Source organism: Streptomyces sp. NPDC005820, from assembly GCF_040630255.1.
GTDB lineage: Bacteria > Actinomycetota > Actinomycetes > Streptomycetales > Streptomycetaceae > Streptomyces.
In genome coordinates this window covers 171501-194632 of sequence record NZ_JBEXXE010000004.1, presented here as the reverse complement: position 1 = coordinate 194632, position 23132 = coordinate 171501, and the positions used below count along the sequence as shown (strand labels likewise).

Annotated in this window: 20 protein-coding genes; 17 read left to right on the top strand and 3 right to left on the bottom strand. The window is 69.4% G+C overall.

Features of this window, described 5'->3' with window-relative positions; translation table 11 throughout:
* Positions 1-36: 36 nt before the first annotated feature.
* Positions 37-732 (top strand): demethylmenaquinone methyltransferase, encoded by a 696-nt coding sequence (locus tag ABZ464_RS06705; protein WP_359271853.1) that lies wholly within the window; start codon positions 37-39, stop codon positions 730-732.
* A 94-nt stretch (positions 733-826) separates the two neighbouring features.
* On the opposite strand, the gene ABZ464_RS06700 is transcribed toward ABZ464_RS06705, so the two are convergent.
* Positions 827-1141, bottom strand: coding sequence for a PASTA domain-containing protein (locus tag ABZ464_RS06700; RefSeq protein ID WP_359271850.1), 315 nt, complete (start codon positions 1139-1141; stop codon positions 827-829).
* A 145-nt stretch (positions 1142-1286) separates the two neighbouring features.
* Positions 1287-1802 (bottom strand): GNAT family N-acetyltransferase, encoded by a 516-nt coding sequence (locus ABZ464_RS06695; protein WP_359271848.1) that lies wholly within the window; start codon positions 1800-1802, stop codon positions 1287-1289.
* A 97-nt stretch (positions 1803-1899) separates the two neighbouring features.
* Between ABZ464_RS06695 and ABZ464_RS06690 the strand changes: the two genes are divergently transcribed.
* Entirely contained in the window at positions 1900-3219 is a 1320-nt protein-coding gene (locus ABZ464_RS06690; RefSeq protein WP_359271846.1) for a geranylgeranyl reductase family protein, read from the top strand.
* A gap of 108 nt (positions 3220-3327) precedes the next feature.
* On the opposite strand, the gene ABZ464_RS06685 is transcribed toward ABZ464_RS06690, so the two are convergent.
* Positions 3328-4125, bottom strand: coding sequence for a C40 family peptidase (locus tag ABZ464_RS06685; protein ID WP_359271843.1), 798 nt, complete (start codon positions 4123-4125; stop codon positions 3328-3330).
* 742 nt (positions 4126-4867) lie between these two features.
* On the opposite strand from ABZ464_RS06685, the gene ABZ464_RS06680 reads away from it, so the two are divergent.
* From ABZ464_RS06680 to recQ, 15 genes are all read left to right on the top strand, one after another.
* Entirely contained in the window at positions 4868-5227 is a 360-nt protein-coding gene (locus tag ABZ464_RS06680; RefSeq protein ID WP_007383963.1) for an NADH-quinone oxidoreductase subunit A, read from the top strand.
* A gap of 13 nt (positions 5228-5240) precedes the next feature.
* Complete coding sequence (locus ABZ464_RS06675; RefSeq protein ID WP_055635348.1) at positions 5241-5795, top strand: NADH-quinone oxidoreductase subunit B; 555 nt, start codon at positions 5241-5243, stop codon at positions 5793-5795.
* A complete protein-coding gene (locus ABZ464_RS06670; RefSeq protein ID WP_359271841.1) occupies positions 5792-6541 on the top strand; it encodes an NADH-quinone oxidoreductase subunit C in 750 nt (249 codons plus the stop codon). Before ABZ464_RS06675 ends, ABZ464_RS06670 begins: the two co-directional genes overlap by 4 nt.
* Complete coding sequence (locus ABZ464_RS06665) at positions 6538-7860, top strand: NADH-quinone oxidoreductase subunit D (RefSeq protein ID WP_359271839.1); 1323 nt, start codon at positions 6538-6540, stop codon at positions 7858-7860. Before ABZ464_RS06670 ends, ABZ464_RS06665 begins: the two co-directional genes overlap by 4 nt.
* Complete coding sequence (gene nuoE / locus ABZ464_RS06660; protein WP_359271837.1) at positions 7857-8753, top strand: NADH-quinone oxidoreductase subunit NuoE; 897 nt, start codon at positions 7857-7859, stop codon at positions 8751-8753. The genes ABZ464_RS06665 and nuoE overlap by 4 nt, the downstream gene beginning before the upstream one ends.
* A complete protein-coding gene (gene nuoF, locus ABZ464_RS06655) occupies positions 8750-10099 on the top strand; it encodes an NADH-quinone oxidoreductase subunit NuoF (RefSeq protein WP_359271835.1) in 1350 nt (449 codons plus the stop codon). The genes nuoE and nuoF overlap by 4 nt, the downstream gene beginning before the upstream one ends.
* Positions 10096-12600, top strand: a complete 2505-nt coding sequence (locus ABZ464_RS06650) for an NADH-quinone oxidoreductase subunit G (RefSeq protein ID WP_359271833.1) — start codon at positions 10096-10098, stop codon at positions 12598-12600. The genes nuoF and ABZ464_RS06650 overlap by 4 nt, the downstream gene beginning before the upstream one ends.
* A complete protein-coding gene (nuoH, locus tag ABZ464_RS06645) occupies positions 12597-13958 on the top strand; it encodes an NADH-quinone oxidoreductase subunit NuoH (protein WP_359271831.1) in 1362 nt (453 codons plus the stop codon). Before ABZ464_RS06650 ends, nuoH begins: the two co-directional genes overlap by 4 nt.
* Entirely contained in the window at positions 13951-14562 is a 612-nt protein-coding gene (gene nuoI / locus ABZ464_RS06640; protein WP_359271829.1) for an NADH-quinone oxidoreductase subunit NuoI, read from the top strand. Before nuoH ends, nuoI begins: the two co-directional genes overlap by 8 nt.
* A complete protein-coding gene (locus tag ABZ464_RS06635; protein WP_359271827.1) occupies positions 14559-15410 on the top strand; it encodes an NADH-quinone oxidoreductase subunit J in 852 nt (283 codons plus the stop codon). The genes nuoI and ABZ464_RS06635 overlap by 4 nt, the downstream gene beginning before the upstream one ends.
* Positions 15407-15706 carry an NADH-quinone oxidoreductase subunit NuoK gene (gene nuoK / locus ABZ464_RS06630; protein WP_020130147.1) on the top strand — a complete coding sequence of 100 codons (300 nt, stop codon included), beginning with the start codon at positions 15407-15409 and terminating at the stop codon, positions 15704-15706. The genes ABZ464_RS06635 and nuoK overlap by 4 nt, the downstream gene beginning before the upstream one ends.
* A gap of 15 nt (positions 15707-15721) precedes the next feature.
* Positions 15722-17635, top strand: a complete 1914-nt coding sequence (nuoL, locus tag ABZ464_RS06625; RefSeq protein WP_359271824.1) for an NADH-quinone oxidoreductase subunit L — start codon at positions 15722-15724, stop codon at positions 17633-17635.
* 5 nt (positions 17636-17640) lie between these two features.
* Entirely contained in the window at positions 17641-19212 is a 1572-nt protein-coding gene (locus ABZ464_RS06620) for an NADH-quinone oxidoreductase subunit M (protein ID WP_359271821.1), read from the top strand.
* A complete protein-coding gene (gene nuoN, locus ABZ464_RS06615) occupies positions 19209-20858 on the top strand; it encodes an NADH-quinone oxidoreductase subunit NuoN (RefSeq protein WP_359271818.1) in 1650 nt (549 codons plus the stop codon). Before ABZ464_RS06620 ends, nuoN begins: the two co-directional genes overlap by 4 nt.
* A 217-nt stretch (positions 20859-21075) precedes the next feature.
* Entirely contained in the window at positions 21076-23130 is a 2055-nt protein-coding gene (gene recQ / locus ABZ464_RS06610) for a DNA helicase RecQ (RefSeq protein ID WP_359272248.1), read from the top strand.
* Positions 23131-23132 lie beyond the last annotated feature (2 nt).

Here is a 23132-nt window from a genome sequence, read left to right as displayed (position 1 = left end):
TGCGGCCGGCCGGGGCCGTGCTGCAAGAATGGCGAGGTGACCCGCGCTTCCCTGAACAAGCAGCCCCACGAAGTCGCCTCGATGTTCGACCGCGTGGCGGAACGGTACGACCTGACGAACGACGTGCTGTCGCTCGGCCAGGACCGCAGATGGCGCAAGGAGGTCGCGAAGGCGGTCGACGCCCGCCCGGCGCAGAAGGTCCTGGACCTCGCCGCGGGCACGGCCACCTCCTCCCTGCCGTTCGCGGCGACGGGGGCCTACGTCGTCCCCTGCGACTTCTCCCTCGGCATGCTCCAGGTCGGCAAGAAGAAGCACACCTGGCTGCCCTTCACGGCCGGCGACGCGACCCGGCTGCCGTTCAAGGACGACACCTTCGACGCCGTCACCATCTCCTTCGGCCTGCGCAACGTGCAGGACACCGACGCGGCCCTGCGCGAGATGTACCGGGTGACCCGGCCCGGCGGACGCGTCGTGATCTGCGAGTTCTCGCACCCGACCTGGGCGCCCTTCCGCACGGTCTACACCGAGTACCTGATGCGCGCCCTGCCCCCGGTGGCCCGCGCGGTCTCCTCGAACCCGGACGCGTACGTCTACCTCGCCGAGTCCATCCGCGCCTGGCCCGACCAGCCCGCGCTCGCCGAGCTGCTGCGCAAGGCCGGCTGGTCCCAGGTGGCCTGGCGCAACCTCACGGGCGGCGTGGTGACCCTCCACCGAGGCTTCAAGCAGGCCTGAACGGGCCGGGGCTCAGTCGGGGCCGAGGGGCTTCAGGCAGGGTGCCCGGGGGCGTCGGGGCCGAGGGGCTTCAGGGAGGGTGCCAGGGGCCCCGTCAGAGCACGAGGGGCTCGAAGGGGTCCTTGGGGTGGTCCAGTTCGCGTTCCAGTCCTCCTCCGCCCGGTCTCGGCACGCGCGGCTCCCGTACGCCCGCGCCTCCACCGCCCTCGCCCTCGGCGAAGTCGAACCACACGGTGACGACGGCCCCGCGCGGCACCTCCACCCCGGGTGGCGGGTACTGCCGTACGACGTAGTCGACGACGGCCCGGTGGAAGTCGGGCCGGTCCGGCGAGGCCAGCAGCACGCCCTGGGCCGTGGCCGTCTCGCGCGCGTCCACGGCCATCAGACCGACGAACCGTGGCACACGCACTTCGGGTGTTTTGGGTGGTATGAGCACAGATGTCACCCCCAGCGGTACTGGAAGGGTAACCGCACAGGTGTGCCGTCCGGAAGCGCTGAGTGTCCATCCGTGACTTATCGCCACCCAGCGTCACCGTCGCCGGGGCGGCACGGCGTCACCGGGGCTGGAGGTCCAGGCGGTAGCAGTGCCCCTGCCGCTTCGACTCCGGCGCCGTGAAGACCTCCGCGAGCCGCATCCCCAGACGCTGCGTGACGGCGATGGAGCGCGCGTTGCCCGCGTCGACCATGGCCACCACCGTCGGCACGCCCACCGCCCGCACCCGCTCCAGCGTCATCTGCGCGGCCGCCGTGACGTACCCCTGCCCCCAGTGCTCCCGCCCGAGCCGCCACCCGATCTCGATCTCGCCCTTGGGCCCCCAGTCCGCCGGCCACGGCTGCGCGCCCGTGAAGCCGATGGCCCGGTCCTCGCGGTCCAGCATGGTCCACAGGCAGAAGCCGTACTCGGCGTCGTGCCGGCGCTGGCGGGCGGTGAGCTCCTCGTAGGAGGAGAGTTCCGCGGACCTGTGGCCCTGGAACTCCATGACGTCCGGGTGGTCGAAGAGCCGGTGCCACGCGACCGCGTCCTCGTCCGTGGGGACACGCAGCCGTACGACGGGGAGAGCACGGTTCACGGGGCAGCCCTTCAGCCGGGTGATCAATTCTGCTGAATAGACTGCCCATGTCCAGTGCCCGTCGGCACGCAGATTACGAACTTGGGGAGATCCCGCCGTGACCGCCGAGACCGAGCCCCACTCCGCGTCCGCCTCCGAGTCGCTCTCCGCCAACACCGCCGACGTCATCGTCGTCGGCGCGGGGCCGGCCGGCTCCACGACCGCGTACTACCTCGCCAAGGCCGGACTCGACGTACTCCTGCTGGAGAAGACCGAGTTCCCGCGCGAGAAGGTCTGCGGCGACGGTCTCACCCCGCGCGCCACCAAGCAGCTCGTGTCGATGGGCATCGACATCTCCGAGGAAGCCGGCTGGCTGCGCAACAAGGGCCTGCGGATCATCGGCGGCGGGGTCCGGCTCCAGCTGGACTGGCCGGATCTCGCCTCCTTCCCCGACTACGGACTCGTCCGCAAGCGCGACGACTTCGACGAGCAGCTCGCCCGCCAGGCCCAGAAGGCCGGCGCCCGGCTGTACGAGCGCTGCAACGTCGGCGCCCCGATCGTCGACGACCGCACCGGCCGGATCACCGGCGTGCACGCCAAGCTGGGCGAGGAGAAGCGCGAAGTCACCTTCCACGCCCCGCTGGTGGTCGCCGCCGACGGCAACTCCACCCGGCTGTCGCTGGCGATGGGACTGCACCGCCGCGAGGACCGCCCGATGGGCGTCGCGGTCCGCACCTACTTCACCTCCCCGCGCCATGACGACGACTACCTGGAGTCCTGGCTGGAGCTGTGGGACCGCCGCGGCCCCGGCGAGGACCGCCTCCTGCCCGGCTACGGCTGGATCTTCGGCATGGGCGACGGCACGAGCAACGTGGGGCTGGGCGTCCTCAACACCTCCGACTCCTTCAAGGAGCTCGACTGGCGCGAGGTCCTCAAGGCCTGGTGCGCGTCGATGCCCGAGGACTGGGGCTACACCCCCGAAAACATGACCGGCCCGATCCGCGGCGCCGCCCTCCCCATGGCCTTCAACCGCAAGCCCCACTACACCAAGGGCCTGCTGCTCGTCGGCGACGCCGGCGGCCTGGTCAACCCCTTCAACGGGGAGGGGATCGCCTACGCCATGGAGTCCGGGCAGATCGCCGCCGACGTCATCGTCCAGGCCCACGCCCGCGCCACCCCCGCCCAGCGCGAACTCGCCCTGCGGCGCTACCCGCAGATCCTCGCCGACACCTACGGCGGCTACTACACGCTCGGCCGCGCCTTCGTGAAGCTCATCGGCAACCCGAGGGTCATGAAGATCGCCACCCAGCGCGGGCTGACCCACCCGATGCTGATGAAGTTCACGCTGAAGATGCTCGCCAACCTGACCGACCCCACGGGCGGCGACGCGATGGACCGCATCATCAACGGCCTGAGCAAGGTGGCCCCGAAGGCCTGACGGCCCTTCACGGACGGCCCTTCGCGGACGGTCCTTCACGGGGACGACGCGAAGGGCCGCTGCCCCCGAGCGGCTGCGGCCCTTACACGCGAGAGGTGCGGGGTGCTGTCAGAGCACCCGCACCGCGCCGGTCGGCGGGTCGTAGGACAGCGGCCTCTCGACCACACCGGTGGACGGGTTCTGCGCGCCGACGAACATGCCGTCGCCCACGTACACCGCCACGTGGTACGCGCTGCCCGCGCTGCCCCAGTACAGGATGTCGCCCGGCTGGAGGTTGTCCAGCGAGACCTGGGTGCCCCGGGTCGACTGGTCCTGGGAGACCCGCGGCAGGTCGACGCCGACCTGCTTGAACGCGGCCTGCACGAGGCCGGAGCAGTCCCAGGAGTTCGGGCCGGTGCCGCCGGAGACGTAGGCGTCGCCGATCTGCGCCTTCACGAAGGCGATGACCGCCGCGGCCGAACCGGTCGCGGTCGACGTGCTGGTCGAGCTGCTGCTCGACGTGGTGGCGAGCGTGGTCCGCTCCGCATTGCGCGAGGCGGCCTCAGCGGCGGCCTTGCGGGCCTCCTGGGCCTTCTTCGTGGCCTCGGCCTTCTTGGCGGCCGCGAGGTCCTTCTTGGCCTCCTTGGCCGCGGCTGCGGCGGCCGCGTCACGCTCGGCCTCGAGCTGGTAGTTCGCGGCGGCCTGCTGCGTCGCCTGGGCGGACTGCGCCACCTGGGCGGCCAGGTCGCCCGTGAACATGGGCAGTTCGAGCGTCTGGGTCACCGGCTCGGCGGCGCTGGCCGATCCGGCCGCCGTGGCGACCGCCAGCGTGCCGAGGACACCACTGGCGACTCCGGCCCGCATCGCGACGTTCGACGCGCTGCGGCGGGGTTTCCGGTGGCTGCGTATGTGAGCGGTGTGGGACATGAGTCCAACCGGTATCAGGGGCTCCTCCATACCTTCAAGAAACGTGTCCTGCGCCACATTTGTTCAACGCGAGCCCCAAATTCCCTTCACGCCACTCTTTATTGACGCCGTAACGGACATTGCGGACAAGGGCATTCAGGCCTGTGATCATGGCCTTTCGCTGTTACGTCCGAATTGCCCTCGACCTACCATCGGTTGCGATCGTTGGCCAAGCCCGGTTCTCAGAGGTCTCTCATCGATGTGGCGGAGGTCACGGAACGGTCACCGATACGACCGCGTCACGCGCGTAGATCACTTTCGTCCCGCTCGTGAACGCGTGCACGCGTCCACACCTCGCCCGACCCTCCCTCCGGGGTGTGAACGCGCCCCCCTATCAAGCCGTGATGTCCACCGCCAATTTGCATGCAAGGGAAGCCTCTTGATATAGAGACGCCCCCTGCGGCCTGCGGTGACGAGCGCGCATGTCACTTCTTGTGATCACTCTGACGCTTCCAGTACGAAGATCATCGCTGATATGACTTCATGATCCTTCGTCAGGTGGTGGAGATCACAAAGCTTGTGTAATACCCCGTGTCGCAGATCACAGAGCGGCGGGCATAGGATGCGAGGCAGTTGGGCTTGTGACCTGCTTCACATGTTCGCGATCTTCGTTGGAACGAGCGGGGTTCGTGAGACACGTGGGGCGGATGTGAGCCCAGTGCCATCGCCAGCAGTCAGTGCCGACTGAGAGGAGCGAGGAGCGGTGAACGCTTATGCGCCCATCCTCGTACTGGGAGCCCTCGGGGCAGGCTTTGCGATCTTCTCCGTGGTCATGGCCACGCTGATCGGGCCTAAGCGGTACAACCGCGCCAAGCTCGAGGCCTACGAGTGCGGTATCGAGCCGACCCCCACGCCGGCCGGCGGCGGGCGCTTCCCCATCAAGTACTACCTGACGGCGATGCTCTTCATCGTCTTCGACATCGAGATCGTCTTCCTCTACCCCTGGGCCGTCACCTTCGACGCCCTGGGTGTCTTCGGGCTCGTGGAGATGCTGCTCTTCGTGCTCACCGTCTTCGTCGCCTACGCGTACGTCTGGCGGCGCGGCGGCCTGGAATGGGACTGAGGGGCCTTTAGTCATGGGACTCGAAGAAAAGCTGCCGAGCGGATTTCTGCTGACCACCGTCGAACAGGCCGCGGGCTGGGTGCGCAAGGCATCCGTCTTCCCCGCCACCTTCGGCCTCGCCTGCTGTGCCATCGAGATGATGACCACCGGCGCGGGCCGCTACGACCTGGCCCGCTTCGGCATGGAGGTCTTCCGCGGCTCACCCCGCCAGGCGGACCTCATGATCGTCGCCGGCCGGGTGAGCCAGAAGATGGCGCCGGTGCTGCGGCAGGTCTACGACCAGATGCCGAACCCGAAGTGGGTCATCTCCATGGGCGTGTGCGCGTCCTCGGGCGGCATGTTCAACAACTACGCGATCGTCCAGGGCGTCGACCACATCGTCCCCGTCGACATCTACCTCCCCGGCTGCCCGCCGCGCCCCGAGATGCTGATGGACGCGATCCTCAAGCTCCATCACAAGATCCAGAACTCCAAGCTGGGCGTGAACGCCGAGGAAGCGGCCCGCGAGGCGGAGGAGGCGGCGCTCAAGGCCCTGCCCACGATCGAGATGAAGGGGCTGCTGCGGTGAGCGACGCGAACGGCACGCCTGCGGACGGCGTGAACCCGGAGAAGGATCTCTCCGCCTCCAACCTCCCCGGCCAGCGGGGCCAGGGCGGCGAGGAGGTCCGCGTCCAGCGCGGCATGTTCGGCGCCAACAACGGCGGCGACACCTCCGGCTACGGCGGCCTGGTCCGCTCCATCCGCCTCCCGGGCGCCGCCGCCCGGCCCTACGGCGGCTGGTTCGACGAGGTCGCCGACGAACTCGAGGGCGCGCTGGAGGAGCAGGGGCTGGTCCCCGAGAACGCGATCGAGAAGACGGTCGTCGACCGCGGCGAGCTCACCTTCCACATCGAGCGCGAACACCTGCTGCGCGTCGCCCGCACCCTGCGCGACGACCCGGCGCTGCGCTTCGAGCTGTGCACCGGCGTGAGCGGCGTCCACTACCCGAACGACAAGGGCCGCGAGCTGCACGCCGTCTACCACCTGCGCTCGATCACCCACAACCGGCTGATCCGCCTGGAGGTCAGCGCTCCCGACGCAGAGCCGCGCATCCCGTCCCTGGTCCCGGTCTATCCGACCAACGACTGGCACGAGCGCGAGACCTACGACTTCTTCGGGATCGTCTTCGACGGTCACCCGGCCCTGACGCGGATCATGATGCCGGACGACTGGCAGGGCCATCCGCAGCGCAAGGACTACCCCCTCGGCGGCATCCCCGTCGAGTACAAGGGCGCCCAGATCCCGGCTCCGGACCAGCGGAGGTCGTACTCGTGAGCACGTCACACGCTTCTCCCCGCGAGACCACCGAAGGCACCGTATATACGGTCACCGGTGGCGACTGGGACGAGGTCGTCCAGTCCGCGACCCGCGCCGACGACGAGCGCATCGTCGTCAACATGGGCCCCCAGCACCCCTCCACCCACGGAGTGCTCCGGCTGATCCTGGAGATCGACGGCGAGACGGTCACCGAGGCCCGCTGCGGCATCGGCTACCTCCACACCGGCATCGAGAAGAACCTCGAGTACCGCACGTGGACGCAGGGCACCACGTTCGTGACGCGCATGGACTACCTGACGTCCTTCTTCAACGAGACCGCCTACTGTCTCGGCGTCGAGAAACTCCTCGGCATCGAGGACCAGATCACCGAACGCGCCAAGATCATCCGGGTGCTCCTGATGGAGCTGAACCGTATGTCCTCCCACCTGGTGTGCATCGCCACCGGCGGCATGGAGCTCGGCGCCACCACGATCATGATCTACGGGTTCCGCGACCGGGAGATGATCCTCGACATCTACGAGCTCATCACGGGCCTGCGGATGAACCACGCGTACATCCGCCCCGGCGGACTCGCCCAGGACCTGCCGCCCGGCGCGGTGGACCAGATCCGCGAGTTCGTGAAGAAGATGAAGAAGAGCCTCCCCGAGTACGACAAGCTCGCCACCGGGAACCCCATCTTCAAGGCCCGTATGCAGGACGTCGGCTACCTCGACCTGGCCGGCTGCATGGCCCTCGGCGCCACCGGCCCGATCCTGCGCTCCACCGGCCTGCCGCACGACCTGCGCAAGACCCAGCCGTACTGCGACTACGAGACGTACGACTTCGACGTCCCGACCGCCGACTCCTGCGACTCCTACGGCCGCTTCCTCATCCGCCTGGAGGAGATGCGGCAGTCGCTGAGGATCGTCGAGCAGTGCCTGGACCGGCTGCAGCCCGGCCCGGTCATGGTCGGCGACAAGAAGATCGCCTGGCCCGCCCAGCTCGCCCTGGGACCGGACGGCCTCGGCAACTCCCTCGACCACATCAAGAAGATCATGGGCACCTCCATGGAGGCCCTGATCCACCACTTCAAGCTGGTCACCGAGGGCTTCCGCGTCCCGCCGGGACAGGCGTACGCGGCGGTCGAGTCACCCAAGGGCGAACTCGGGGTGCACGTCGTCTCCGACGGAGGCACCCGCCCCTACCGGGTCCACTTCCGCGACCCGTCCTTCACCAACCTGCAGGCCATGGCGGCGATGTGCGAAGGCGGCCAGGTCGCCGACGTCATCGTCGCCGTCGCGTCCATCGACCCCGTGATGGGAGGCGTCGACCGGTGACCACCTCTTCTTCCGAGCGGGGCGTCAGCCTGGGCATGCCCGAACTGCCCGCGCCCGCCTACCCGGACGACGTCCGGGCCCGGCTGGAGGCGGACGCGCGCGAGATCGTCGCCCGCTACCCCGACTCCCGGTCCGCGCTCCTGCCGTTGCTGCATCTCGTGCAGTCGGAGGAGGGACACGTCACGCGCACCGGGATGCAGTTCTGCGCGGACGTCCTCGGCCTGACCACGGCCGAGGTCACCGCGGTCGCCACCTTCTACACCATGTACCGCCGCCGCGAGAGCGGTGACTACCAGGTGGGCGTCTGCACCAACACCCTGTGCGCGGTGATGGGCGGCGACGCGATCTTCGAGGCGCTCCAGGAGTACCTCGGCGTCGGCAACGGCGAGACCACCGGCGACGGAAAGATCACCCTGGAGCACATCGAGTGCAACGCGGCCTGCGACTTCGCGCCGGTCGTGATGGTCAACTGGGAGTTCTTCGACAACCAGACCGTGCAGAGCGCGAAGCGCCTGGTGGACGACCTGCGGGGCGGAAGCACCGTGTCGCCCACGCGCGGGGCGCCGCTGTGCACCTTCAAGGACACCGCGCGGATTCTGGCCGGCTTCCCCGACGAGCGGCCAGGGGCCGTCGAGGCGAGCGGCAGTGCGGGACCGGCGTCGCTGGTGGGCCTTCGCCTGGCAAGGGGAGAGGCCGCACCCGCGCGCGTGGTCCATCCGCGGGACGGCGGCCCGCACGACGAGCCCCAGGACAGGGCCGTACAGGAGCCGCAGGACAGGGCGGTGCACGAGCCGTCGCCGACCGAGCACCTGAGTTCCCATGACGCGCCGCAGGAGACATCGGCCTCCGACCCCGCCCACCCGGCAGGGCCTGCCGCCGAGGAGGGGGAGTGATGACCTTGGCACCCGAGCTGAAAGGCAGCAGCCCCGAGAAGCTGCTCGCACCCGTGCTGTCGGCCTTCTGGGACGAGGAGAGGTCCTGGTCACTGGACGTCTACCGAAGGCACGAGGGGTACGAGGGACTCCGCAAGGCGCTCGCCATGTCCCCGGACGAAGTGATCGCGTACGTCAAGGACTCCGGTCTGCGTGGGCGCGGCGGCGCGGGATTCCCGACGGGGATGAAATGGCAGTTCATTCCCCAGGGTGATGGAAAGCCGCACTATCTAGTTGTCAACGCCGACGAATCGGAGCCGGGCACCTGTAAGGACATCCCGCTCCTCTTCGCGAACCCGCATAGCCTCATCGAGGGCATGGTGATCGCGTGTTATGCCATTAGGTCGTCGCATGCCTTCATCTATCTGCGTGGTGAAGTGGTCCCCGTTCTGCGGCGGTTGCACGAGGCCGTGCGCGAGGCCTACGCGGCGGGCTACCTCGGCGAGAACATCCTGGGCAGCGGACTCGACCTCGAACTCACCGTGCACGCCGGCGCCGGCGCGTACATCTGCGGTGAGGAGACCGCACTGCTCGACTCGCTCGAAGGCCGCCGTGGTCAACCGCGGCTCCGTCCCCCTTTCCCTGCTGTCGCGGGCCTCTATGCCTGCCCGACTGTGGTGAATAACGTCGAGTCGATCGCGTCAGTTCCCGCGATCCTGAAAAACGGGAAAGAATGGTTCAGGGCGATGGGCAGCGAGAAGTCCCCGGGCTTCACGCTCTACTCGCTCAGCGGCCATGTCGCCAGCCCCGGCCAGTACGAGGCCCCGCTCGGCATCACCCTCCGTCAGCTCCTCGAGATGAGCGGCGGCATGCGACCGGGCCACCGCCTGAAGTTCTGGACGCCGGGCGGCTCCTCGACCCCGATGTTCACCGACGAGCACCTCGACGTCCCTCTTGACTACGAAGGAGTGGGTGCCGCGGGTTCCATGCTCGGCACGAAAGCACTCCAGTGCTTCGACGAGACGACGTGCGTGGTGCGCGCCGTCACCCGCTGGACCGAGTTCTACGCCCACGAGTCCTGCGGCAAGTGCACCCCCTGCCGCGAAGGCACGTACTGGCTCGTGCAGTTGCTCCGCGACATCGAGGCCGGCAAGGGCGTGATGTCCGACCTCGACAAGCTGAACGACATCGCCGACAACATCAACGGCAAGTCGTTCTGCGCCCTCGGCGACGGCGCCGCCTCGCCGATCTTCTCCTCGCTCAAGTACTTCCGTGAGGAGTACGAGCAGCACATCACCGGCCGGGGCTGCCCCTTCGACCCGGCGAAGTCGACGGCCTGGGCCGACCGCCCGGAGGTGAACGCATGACCGTGACCACCAGCGCTCCCACGGGAGGGGGAGAGACGGCGGTCCCGCCGGAGGATCTCGTCACGCTGACGATCGACGGAGCGGAGATCAGCGTGCCCAAGGGCACCCTGGTCATCCGGGCCGCCGAGCAGCTCGGCATCGAGATCCCCCGCTTCTGCGACCACCCCCTCCTCGACCCGGCCGGCGCCTGCCGCCAGTGCATCGTCGAGGTCGAGGGCCAGCGCAAGCCGATGGCTTCCTGCACCATCACCTGCACGGACGGGATGGTGGTGAAGACCCAGCTCACCTCGCCCGTGGCCGAGAAGGCGCAGCACGGCGTGATGGAGCTGCTCCTCATCAACCATCCGCTGGACTGCCCGGTCTGCGACAAGGGCGGCGAGTGCCCCCTGCAGAACCAGGCCATGTCCCACGGCCAGGCCGAGTCCCGGTTCGAGGGCCGCAAGCGGACCTACGAGAAGCCCGTCCCGATCTCGACGCAGGTGCTGCTCGACCGCGAGCGGTGCGTGCTGTGCGCCCGCTGCACCCGGTTCTCCAACCAGGTCGCGGGCGACCCGATGATCGAGCTGATCGAACGGGGCGCGCTCCAGCAGGTCGGCACCGGCGAGGGCGACCCGTTCGAGTCGTACTTCTCCGGCAACACCATCCAGATCTGCCCGGTCGGCGCGCTGACCTCGGCGGCGTACCGATTCCGCTCCCGCCCGTTCGACCTGGTCTCCTCGCACTCGGTGTGCGAGCACTGCTCCGGCGGCTGCGCCACCCGCACCGACCACCGGCGCGGCAAGGTCATGCGGCGCCTGGCGGCGCCGGACCCCGAGGTCAACGAGGAGTGGATCTGCGACAAGGGGCGCTTCGGCTTCCGGTACGCCCAGCAGCGCGACCGCCTGGAGACGCCCCTGGTGCGCAACGCCGAGGGTGACCTCGAGCCGGCGTCCTGGCCGGAGGCGCTGCAGATCGCCGCGCAGGGCCTGCTCGCCTCGCGCGGCCGGACCGGCGTCCTGACCGGCGGGCGGCTCACCGTCGAGGACGCGTACGCGTACAGCAAGTTCGCGCGCGTGGCGCTCGACACCAACGACATCGACTTCCGCGCGCGTGTTCACAGCACCGAGGAGGCCGACTTCCTCGCGGCCCGGGTCGCCGGCCGCGGCCGTGACCTCGACGGTACGGGCGTCACGTACGCCTCGCTGGAGAAGGCGCCCGCCGTGCTGCTGGTCGGGTTCGAGTCCGAGGAGGAGGCGCCCGGCGTCTTCCTGAGGCTGCGCAAGGCCTGGCGCAAGCACGGACAGAAGGTGTTCTCGCTGGCCACGCACGCCACGCGCGGCCTGGAGAAGGCGGGCGGCACGCTGCTGCCGGCCGCTCCGGGCACCGAGACCGAGTGGCTGGACGCGCTGGCCGGCGGGGTCGGCCTGGAGGCGGAGGGCGGCAAGGCCGCCGAGGCGCTCCGGGGTGACGGCGCGGTGATCGTCGTGGGGGAGCGGCTGGCGAGTGTGGCGGGCGGTCTGACGGCCGCCGTACGGGCCGCCAACGCGACCGGAGCCTCCCTGGTGTGGATCCCGCGCCGGGCGGGGGAGCGGGGCGCGATCGAGGCGGGTGCGCTGCCCTCGCTGCTGCCGGGCGGGCGTCCGGCGACCGACCCGCGCGCGCGGGAGGAGGTCGCTGCCGCCTGGGGGCTCGCCGATCTTCCGCACCGCCACGGCAGGGACACCGGCCAGATCGTCGAGGCCGCCGTGTCCGGCGAACTGCAGGCACTGCTCGTCGCCGGTGTGGAGGTCGCCGACCTCCCCGATCCGGCACGCGCGCGTGAGGCGCTCGCCGAGGCTGGCTTCGTGGTGTCGCTGGAGCTGCGGCCCAGCGAGGTCACGCGGCTCGCGGACGTCGTGCTGCCGGTGGCCGCGGTCGCCGAGAAGCCGGGCGCGTTCCTCAACTGGGAGGGCCGGGTCCGCTTCTTCGAGGCCGCGCTCAAGCCCGACCAGATGACGCGCCGGTCGGCGCCGTCCGACGCGCGCGTGCTGCAGATGCTCGCCGACGCCATGGACGTCCACCTGGGCCTGCCGGACCTGCGCACCGCGCGCGGGGAGCTGGACCGGCTCGGCGCCTGGGACGGGCCGCGAGCCACCGAACCCCTGGAGACCTCCGGCGTGCTGCCGAGGCCCGCCGCCGGAGAGGCCGTACTGGCCGGACACCGGCTGCTGCTCGACCAGGGGCGGCTGCAGGACGGCGACGAGGCGCTCGCCGGGACGCGGCACGCGGCACGCGCACGCGTGTCGGCCGCGACGGCCGCCGAGGCCGGGGTGAAGGACGGCGACGTCCTCGCCGTGACCGGCCCGCAGGGAGTCGTCGAACTGCCGCTCCAGGTCACCGAGATGCCCGACCGGGTGGTGTGGCTCCCGCTGAACTCCACCGGCGGCGGCGTCGCCTCCGACTCCGGGGCAAGGCCCGGCTCCCTCGTCCGCATCGGCCCGGCGACGCCCGCCGCCGAGGCCCCCAAGGAGGTGGAGGCATGAGCCCGTACTTCGCCGCTGAAGACCTCTCGATGTTCGGCCGCGACCCCTGGTGGCTGGTCGTGATCAAGGCGGTGTTCTGCTTCGCCTTCCTGATGGTGACCGTGCTGTTCTCCATCGTCTGGGAGCGCAAGGTCGTCGCCTGGATGCAGCTGCGCATCGGCCCCAACCGGCACGGCCCCTGGGGCATGCTCCAGTCGCTGGCCGACGGCATCAAGCTGATGCTGAAGGAAGACCTCATCGTCAAGCGCGCCGACAAGGTGGTCTACGTCCTCGCGCCGATCGTCGCGGCCATCCCGGCCTTCATGGCGATCGCGGTGATCCCCTTCGGCCCCGCCGACAACGAGATCTCGATCTTCGGCCAGCGCACCACGATGCAGCTCACCGACCTGCCGATCGCGATGCTGTACATCCTCGCGGTCGCCTCGGTGGGCATCTACGGCATCGTCCTGGCGGGGTGGAGTTCCGGATCCACCTATCCGCTGCTGGGCGGCCTGCGCTCGTGCGCCCAGATGATCTCGTACGAGATCGCCATGGGCGCCGCGTTCGCCTCGGTGTTCCTCTACTCGGGGTCGATGTCGACGTCGACGATCGTCGAGCAGCAGACGGACCGCTGGTACATCATCCTGCTGCCGGTCTCGTTCATCCTGTACATCGTCACCATGGTCGGCGAGACGAACCGCGCCCCCTTCGACATGCCGGAGTCCGAGGGCGACCTGGTCGGCGGCTTCAACACCGAGTACTCGTCGATCAAGTTCGCGATGTTCATGCTCGCCGAGTACGTCAACATGGTGACCGTCTCGGCCGTGTCCACCACGCTCTTCCTGGGCGGTTGGCGGGCCCCCTGGCCGATCAGCGGCTTCTGGGAGGGCGCGAACCACGGCTGGTGGCCGATGCTCTGGTTCGTCATCAAGGTCCAGCTGCTGCTGTTCTTCTTCATCTGGCTGCGCGGCACGCTCCCGCGCGTGCGCTACGACCAGCTGATGAAGCTCGGCTGGAAGGTCCTCATCCCGGTGTCGGTGACCTGGCTGATGCTAGTCGCGACCGTACGGACCCTGCGCAACGAGAACTACGACTTCGCCGAGATCGCCCTCTACGTCGGCGGCGGTGTCCTGGCCCTGCTGCTGCTCTCCTTCGTCGTGGACATGTTCCGCGGCGGAGCGAAGGCGGCCCAGGCCCCCGCCGAGCCCGCCGGCTTCGACCCGATGGCGGGCGGGTTCCCCGTGCCGCCACTGCCCGGACAGGAGCTTCCCGCGGTGCCCAGGCGCCGTCCGCGCCGGGAGCGGGAGCTGATTGTCAGTGGTGGGTCGGACACTGTCAGTGACGGATCGCTGGATGGAAAGGAGGCGTCCGATGGCTGAGGAGCCACAGGAGACCGGGCAGACGAAGCCCGGCTTCCAGAACCCCGTGGCCGGCTTCGGCGTGACCTTCAAGGCCATGTTCAAGAAGCGGCTGACCGAGCAGTACCCGGAGCAGAAGAAGACCACGGCCCCGCGGTTCCACGGACGGCACCAGCTCAACCGCCATCCGGACGGCCTGGAGAAGTGCGTCGGCTGCGAGCTGTGCGCCTGGGCCTGTCCCGCCGACGCGATCTACGTCGAGGGCGCGGACAACACCGACGAGGAGCGCTACTCGCCGGGCGAGCGGTACGGGCGCGTGTACCAGATCAACTACGCCCGCTGCATCCTGTGCGGTCTGTGCATCGAAGCGTGCCCCACACGCGCGCTCACGATGACGAACGAGTTCGAGCTCGCCGACTCCAGCCGCGCCAACCTGATCTACACCAAGGAGCAGCTGCTGGCCGGCCTCGAGGACGGCATGGTCGACACCCCGCACGCGATCTACCCGGGGACCGACGAGCAGGACTACTACCGGGGCCTGGTGATCGAGGCCGCGCCCGGCACGGAGCGCCAGGTGGCCGTCTCCAAGGGCGAGGAGCCCTCATCGGAGGAGGTGGAGGCATGAACCAGCTCGCCGCCTACTCCACGTCCACCGGTGAGGCCTTCCAGTTCTGGGTGCTGGGCACCGTCGCCGTGATCGGCGCCCTGTGCACCGTCTTCATGAAGAGGGCCGTCCACAGCGCGCTCTGCCTCGCCGGCACCATGATCATCCTGGCGATCTTCTATCTCGCCAACGGCGCCTACTTCCTGGGCATCGTGCAGATCGTCGTCTACACCGGCGCGATCATGATGCTGTTCCTGTTCGTGGTGATGCTCGTCGGCGTCACCGCGGCGGACTCCCTGAAGGAGACCATCAAGGGCCAGCGCTGGCTGGCCCTGGTGTGCGGCCTCGGCTTCGGCGTCCTGCTGATCGCCGGCATCGGCAACGCCGCCCTGACGGAGTTCACCGGCCTCTCCCAGGCGAATGCGAACGGCAATGTGGAGGGCCTCGCCGCCCTCATCTTCACCAAGTACGTCTTCGCCTTCGAAATCACCGGCGCCCTGCTGATCACGGCCGCCGTCGGCGCCATGGTGCTCACCCACCGCGAGCGCACCGAGCGCGCGAAGACCCAGCGCGAGCTGGCCGAACAGCGCGTCCGCGAGGGCAAGCACGTACCGCCGCTGCCCGCGCCCGGCGTGTACGCGCGGCACAACGCCGTGGACATCGCGGGCCTGCTGCCCGACGGCACCCCGTCGGAGCTCACGGTCAGCAGCACCCTGCGCGAACGCGGCCAGATCCGTGACGTGTCCGCCCAGGCGCTGAACGACCTCAAGGCGCTGGAACAGCGCGCGGAGGACCGCCTGGAGCGCGGCGAGAGCGAGCCGCCGCACCTCGAGCGGAACTCCCGGCGGACCGAGGAGGCGTCGAAGTGAACCCCGTCAACTACCTCTACCTCGCCGCCCTGTTGTTCACGATCGGCGCGACCGGCGTGCTGATCAGGCGCAACGCGATCGTCGTGTTCATGTGCATCGAGCTGATGCTCAACGCCTGCAACCTCGCGTTCGTCACCTTCTCCCGGATGCACGGCAACCTCGACGGCCAGATCATCGCCTTCTTCACGATGGTCGTCGCCGCAGCGGAGGTCGTGGTGGGACTCGCGATCATCGTGTCGCTGTTCCGGTCCCGCCACTCGGCCTCGGTCGACGACGCCAGCCTGATGAAGCTGTAAGGGGTCGGAAGAATCGTGGAGAACCTGATCGCGCTGCTGATCGCGGCGCCCCTGCTCGGAGCGGCCGTCCTCCTGGTCGGCGGCCGCCGGCTCGACGCCGTCGGCCACTGGATCGGCACGCTGCTCGCGGCCGCCTCCTTCGTGTTCGGCCTCGTCCTCTTCGGCGACCTCCTCAGCCGGAGCGCCGACGACCGGACCCTCACCCAGCACCTGTTCACCTGGATCCCGGTCGAGGGCTTCCAGGCGGACGTCGCCTTCCGCCTCGACCAGCTGTCGATGACGTTCGTCCTGCTGATCACCGGCGTCGGCTCACTGATCCACCTGTACTCGGTCGGGTACATGGAGCACGACGAGCGGCGCCGCCGCTTCTTCGGCTACCTCAACCTGTTCCTCGCGGCGATGCTGCTGCTCGTCCTCGCCGACAACTACCTGCTGCTGTACGTCGGCTGGGAAGGCGTCGGTCTCGCCTCCTACCTGCTCATCGGCTTCTGGCAGCACAAGCCCAGCGCGGCCACCGCGGCGAAGAAGGCCTTCCTGGTCAACCGCGTCGGCGACATGGGCCTGTCGATCGCCATCATGCTGATGTTCACCACCTTCGGCACCTTCGCCTTCGGCCCGCTGCTCGGGTCCGAGGGGGAGCCGGGCATCGCGGGCGACGCGAGTGAGGGCAGGCTGACCGCGATCGCCCTGATGCTGCTTCTCGCGGCCTGCGGCAAGTCCGCCCAGGTGCCGCTGCAGTCCTGGCTCGGGGACGCCATGGAGGGCCCGACCCCGGTCTCCGCCCTCATCCACGCGGCGACCATGGTGACCGCGGGCGTCTATCTGATCGTCCGCTCGGCGGCCATCTTCAACGGCGCGCCCGACGCCCAGCTCGTCGTCACCGTCGTCGGAGCGGTCACGCTCCTGTTCGGTGCGATCGTCGGTTGCGCGAAGGACGACATCAAGAAGGCCCTGGCCGGCTCCACCATGTCGCAGATCGGCTACATGGTGCTGGCCGCCGGCCTCGGCCCCATCGGCTACGTCTTCGCGATCATGCACCTGGTGACGCACGGCTTCTTCAAGGCCGGGCTGTTCCTCGGCGCCGGCTCCGTCATGCACGGCATGAACGACGAGGTCGACATGCGTAAGTACGGCGGCCTGAGGAAGTACATGCCGGTCACCTTCATCACCTTCGGCCTCGGCTACCTCGCCATCATCGGCTTCCCTGGCCTGTCCGGCTTCTTCTCCAAGGACAAGATCATCGAGGCGGCCTTCGCCAAGGGCGGCACCGAGGGCTGGATCCTCGGCGGCTGCGCCCTGCTCGGCGCGGCGATCACGGCGTACTACATGACGCGCGTGATGCTGATGACGTTCTTCGGCGAGAAGCGCTGGCAGCCCGACGCCGAGGGCCACGAGCCGCACCCGCACGAGTCGCCCAAGGTCATGACGATCCCCATGATCGTGCTGGCCTTCGGATCGGTCTTCGCGGGCGGGTTCTTCAGCATCGGCGACCGCTTCCTGCACTGGCTCGAACCCGTCACCGGGCACAGCGAGGGCGACTCCCCGCTCAGCGTGGCGACGGTCACCGGCGCGACCATGGTCTGCCTGGTCATCGGCGTCGCCATCGCCTACGCCCAGTACGGCCGCCGCCCGGTCCCGGCCGTCGCCCCGCGCGGGTCGCTGCTCACCCGGGCCGCCCGCCGCGACCTGCTCCAGGACGACTTCAACCACGTCGTCCTGGTCCGCGGCGGCGAGCACCTCACCCGCTCCCTGGTCTACGTCGACCACACCCTGGTCGACGGAGTCGTCAACGGCACGGCGGCCTCGGTCGGCGGCCTCTCCGGACGGCTGCGCCGACTGCAGAACGGCTTCGCGCGGTCGTACGCGGTCTCGATGTTCGGCGGTGCGGCGCTCCTCGTCGCCGCGACCCTGCTGATGAGGGCGGTCTGATACCGATGTCCTTTCCTCTGCTGACAGCGACGGCCGCGCTCCCGGCGATCGGGGCGGTGGCCACGGCCGCCGTCCCGGCCGCCCGGCGCAACGCCGCCAAAACGCTGGCCCTGCTCGTCTCCCTGGGCACACTCGCCCTGGCGATCGCCGTCCTGGTGCGCTTCGACCCGGACGGCAGCCGCTACCAGCTCACCGAGTCCCACGCCTGGATCGCGGACTTCGGGGTCCGCTACGAACTCGGCGTGGACGGCATCGCGGTCGCCCTGATCGCGCTCACCGCCCTGCTGATCCCGTTCATCATCCTGGCGGGCTGGCACGACGCCGACCCGCTGGAGACCGGCAGCAAGCGCTGGCGGCCCACCCAGGGCTTCTTCGCCCTGATGCTGGCCGTCGAGGCGATGGTGATCCTCTCCTTCGAGGCCACCGACGTCTTTCTCTTCTACATCTTCTTCGAAGCCATGCTCATCCCGATGTACTTCCTCATCGGCGGCTTCGGCGACCGCGCCCACGAGCACGGCGAAAAGGCGGCGTCCACGCAACGGTCGTACGCGGCCGTGAAGTTCCTGCTCTACAACCTGGTCGGCGGCCTGATCATGCTGGCCGCCGTGATCGGGCTGTACGTGGTCGCCGGGAGCTTCTCGCTCACCGAGATCGCCCAGGCCCGCGCGGCCGGCACGCTCGACATGGCGACGAACACCGAACGCTGGCTGTTCCTCGGCTTCTTCTTCGCCTTCGCGGTGAAGGCGCCCCTGTGGCCGCTGCACACCTGGCTGCCCAACGCCATGCAGGAGTCCACCGCCCCGGTCGCCGTCCTCATCACCGCGGTCGTCGACAAGGTGGGCACCTTCGCGATGCTCCGCTTCTGCCTCCAGCTGTTCCCGGAGGCCAGCAAGTGGGCGACGCCCGCCATCCTCGTCCTGGCCCTGATCAGCATCGTCTACGGGGCGCTGCTCGCCGTCGGCCAGCGCGACATCAAGCGGCTGGTGGCGTACGCGTCTATCTCGCACTTCGGCTTCATCATCATGGGCATCTTCGCGATGACCAGCCAGGGCCAGTCCGGCGCCACGCTCTACATGGTCAACCACGGCATCTCGACGGCCGCCCTGATGCTGGTCGCCGGCTTCCTGATCTCCCGGCGCGGCTCGCGGCTCATCGCCGACTACGGCGGTGTGCAGAAGGTCGCCCCGGTGCTCGCCGGCACCTTCCTGATCGGCGGTCTGGCGACGCTGTCGCTGCCCGGGCTCGCACCGTTCGTGAGCGAGTTCCTGGTCCTCGTCGGCACGTTCTCGCGCTACCCGGCCATCGGCATCATCGCCACCTTCGGCATCGTGCTCGCCGCGCTCTACACCCTCGTCCTCTACCAGCGGACGATGACGGGCCCGGTGAAGGCCGAGGTCTCCGCGATGCCCGACCTCCGCGCGCGTGAGCTCGCGGTCGTCGCCCCGCTGATCGTGCTGCTGATCTTCCTGGGCGTCTATCCGAAGCCGCTCACGGACATCGTCAACCCGGCGGTCCAGCAGACCCTCTCCGACGTACATCAGAAGGACCCCCGGCCCGAGGTGGAGGCGGCCAAGTGAGCGCATCAGCCGTCCACAGCCTGTGGACAACGGCGGCCGAGCCGATCGCCAAGATCGGCACGCCGAAGATCGAATACGGGCAATTGTCGCCCACCTTGATCGTCGTGGGCGCGGCGATCGTCGGGGTGCTCGTCGAGGCGTTCGTGCCGCGCAAGCACCGCTACTACGCACAGCTGTTCGTGTCCGTCGTGGCACTGGCCGCCGCGTTCGCCGCGGTCGTCGCCCTCGCGGCCGACGGCTACGGCACGACGAAGGCGCGCATCGCCGCCATGGGCGCGATCGCGGTCGACGGACCGGCCCTCTTCCTCCAGGGCACGATCCTGCTGGCCGCCCTGGTCGGCCTCTTCACCTTCGCCGAACGCCGCCTCGACCCCGAGGCACACGGAAACCGGGTCGACTCCTTCGCCGCCCAGGCGGCCTCGGTGCCCGGCAGCGACAGCGAGAAAGCCGCGGTCAAGGCCGGTTTCACCACCACCGAGGTCTTCCCGCTGCTGCTCTTCGCGGTCGCCGGCATGCTGGTCTTCCCCTCGGCCAACGACCTGCTGACCCTCTTCATCGCCCTGGAAGTCTTCTCGCTCCCGCTGTATCTCCTGTGCGCCCTGGCCCGCCGCAAGCGGCTCATGTCGCAGGAGGCCGCGGTCAAGTACTTCCTGCTCGGCGCCTTCGCCTCCGCGTTCACCCTCTTCGGCATCGCCCTGCTCTACGGCTACGCCGGCTCGGTGTCGTACGGGACGATCTCCCAGGTCGTCGACGGCACCGTCAAGAACGTGAACCCGGCGCTCGCCGACACCATGGGCAACGACGCGCTGCTGCTCATCGGCACCGCGCTGATCGTCATGGGCCTGCTGTTCAAGGTCGGCGCCGTGCCGTTCCACATGTGGACGCCGGACGTCTACCAGGGCGCTCCCACCCCGGTCACCGGCTTCATGGCCGCGGCGACCAAGGTGGCCGCGTTCGGCGCGCTGCTGCGGGTCCTCTACGTCGTCCTGCCCGGCCTGCGCTGGGACTGGCGGCCGGTCATGTGGGGCGTCGCGATCATCACCATGCTGGGCGGCGCGATCGTCGCGATCACCCAGACCGACATCAAGCGGCTGCTGGCGTACTCGTCCATCGCGCACGCCGGATTCATCCTCGCGGGTGTCATCGCGACCACCCCCGACGGCGTCTCCTCCGTGCTGTTCTACCTGGCCGCGTACTCCTTCGTGACGATCGGCGCGTTCGCCGTGGTCACGCTGGTGCGCGACGCCGGGGGCGAGGCCACGCACCTGTCCCAGTGGGCGGGGCTGGGCCGGCGGTCGCCGCTGGTCGCGGCCGTGTTCGCGGTGTTCCTGCTGGCCTTCGCCGGTATCCCGCTGACCTCCGGGTTCGCCGGGAAGTTCGCCGTGTTCAAGGCGGCCGCCGAGGGCGGCGCCGGGCCGCTGGTCGTGGTCGGTGTGATCTCGTCGGCGATCGCCGCGTTCTTCTACATCCGCGTGATCGTGCTGATGTTCTTCAGTGAGCCGAAGCCCGAGGGCCCGACCGTCGCGGTCCCCTCCCCGCTGACGATGACGGCGATCGGCGTCGGCGTCGCGGTCACGCTGGTGCTCGGGGTGGCGCCGCAGTACTTCCTGGATCTGGCGAACCAGGCCGGTGTGTTCGTGCGCTGACCCGCGCAGCGTCCGTACGGCGGGCCCGGCCCCTCGGCTTCCGAGGGCCCGGGCCCGCAGGCGTGTTCGGGTTCGCGCGCAAGTTCGTATTGACGTTCGAGTGATGAAGGTTATGCACAGGGTGAGGGGAGTGGACCTGTGGATAACTCCGGCGGTGTCAGTCCGGACCCCTATCGTTGAGGCAGTGGTCGAGGGACGACGTACGGGGGACGAGACGATGGGCGGGACGGGCGGGATCAGCGAGATGACAGGGATCACCGGGACACCGGGGCGGACCGAGAGCGAGGCCCTGGCCACGCTGCACCGGGTCTTCGGGTACGAGACCTTCCGCGGCGAGCAGGAAGAGGTCATCGAGCATGTGGTGGCCGGCGGGGACGCGGTCGTCCTCATGCCGACGGGCGGCGGCAAGTCGCTCTGCTACCAGATCCCGGCCCTGGTCAGACCGGGCACGGGAGTGGTCGTCTCGCCACTGATCGCCCTCATGCAGGACCAGGTGGACGCACTCCGGGCGCTCGGTGTGCGCGCCGGGTTCGTGAACTCCACGCAGGACTTCGACGAGCGGCGCGTGGTCGAGGCCGAGTTCCTCGCGGGCGAACTGGACCTGCTGTACCTGGCGCCGGAGCGGCTGCGTCTGGACTCCGCGCTGGATCTGCTCTCGCGCGGCAAGATCTCGGTCTTCGCGATCGACGAGGCGCACTGTGTGTCCCAGTGGGGCCACGACTTCCGTCCCGACTATCTGTCCCTCTCCCTGCTCGGGGAGCGCTGGCCGGACGTCCCGCGCATCGCGCTCACCGCGACGGCCACCCACGCGACGCACCAGGAGCTCACCCAGCGGCTGAACATGCCGGCCGCCCAGCACTTCGTGGCCAGCTTCGACCGCCCCAACATCCAGTACCGGATCGTGCCCAAGGCCGACCCCAAGAAGCAGCTGCTGGGCTTCCTGCGCGAGGAGCACGCGGGCGACGCGGGCATCGTGTACTGCCTCTCGCGCAACTCCGTGGAGAAGACCGCCGAGTTCCTCTCGAAGAACGGCGTCGAGGCGGTCCCGTACCACGCGGGCCTGGACGCCGGCACCCGCGCGGCGCACCAGGCGCGCTTCCTGCGGGAGGAGGGCCTGGTCGTGTGCGCGACCATCGCCTTCGGCATGGGCATCGACAAGCCGGACGTCCGCTTCGTCGCCCACCTCGACCTGCCCAAGTCGATCGAGGGCTACTACCAGGAGACCGGCCGCGCGGGCCGTGACGGCCTCCCCTCGACGGCCTGGATGGCCTACGGCCTCAACGACGTCATACAGCAGCGCAAGCTGATCCAGTCCGGCGAGGGCGACGAGGCGTTCCGGCGGCGGGCCACCGCCCACCTGGACTCCATGCTGGCGCTGTGCGAGACCGCCCAGTGCCGTCGTGGCCAGCTTCTCGCCTACTTCGGGCAGGAGCCCGACGCGACGGGCTGCGGCAACTGCGACACCTGCGTCGCCCCGCCGGAGACCTGGGACGGCACGATCGCCGCCCAGAAGGTGCTGTCGACGGTGGTACGGCTGCAGCGGGAGCGCGGACAGAAGTTCGGCGCGGTGCAGATCGTCGACATCCTGCTGGGCAAGCGCACGGGCAAGGTCATCCAGTTCGACCACGACCAGCTGTCCGTGTTCGGCATCGGAGAGGAGCTCGCCGAGGGCGAATGGCGAGGCGTCATCCGGCAGTTGCTGGCACAGGGTCTCCTCTCGGTCGAGGGGGAGTACGGCACCCTGGTGCTGACCGAGACCAGCGGAGAGGTCCTGCGGCGCGAGCGGGAGGTGCCGCTGCGCAAGGAGCCCAAGAGGCCGGCCACGCCGAAGGCGTCGGGCTCGTCGTCCACGGGCAAGGGCAAGGCCAAGGCGGCCGCGGCCGAGCTGCCCGAACACCTGCAACCCGCCTTCGAGGCACTGCGCGCCTGGCGCGCCGAACAGGCCCGCGAACAGGGCGTCCCGGCGTACGTCATCTTCCACGACGCCACACTCCGGGAGATCGTCACCGCGTGGCCCACGTCGGTGCGGGAGTTGGGCGGCATCACCGGGGTCGGCGAGAAGAAGCTCGCGACGTACGGGGAGGGCGTCATCGCGGCGCTGGCGGAGCTGGGCGGCGCGCAGGCTCCGGGTGCCGGTGCCGGTGCCGGTGCCGGTGCCGGCGAGACGGGCGGCGTCGTGGCCGGGGCCGGACCTGGATCCGGCACAGAGCCCCGGTCCGATGACCACTGGCCCGAGATGGACATGGAGCCCGAGCCGGACGACTGGATATAGGC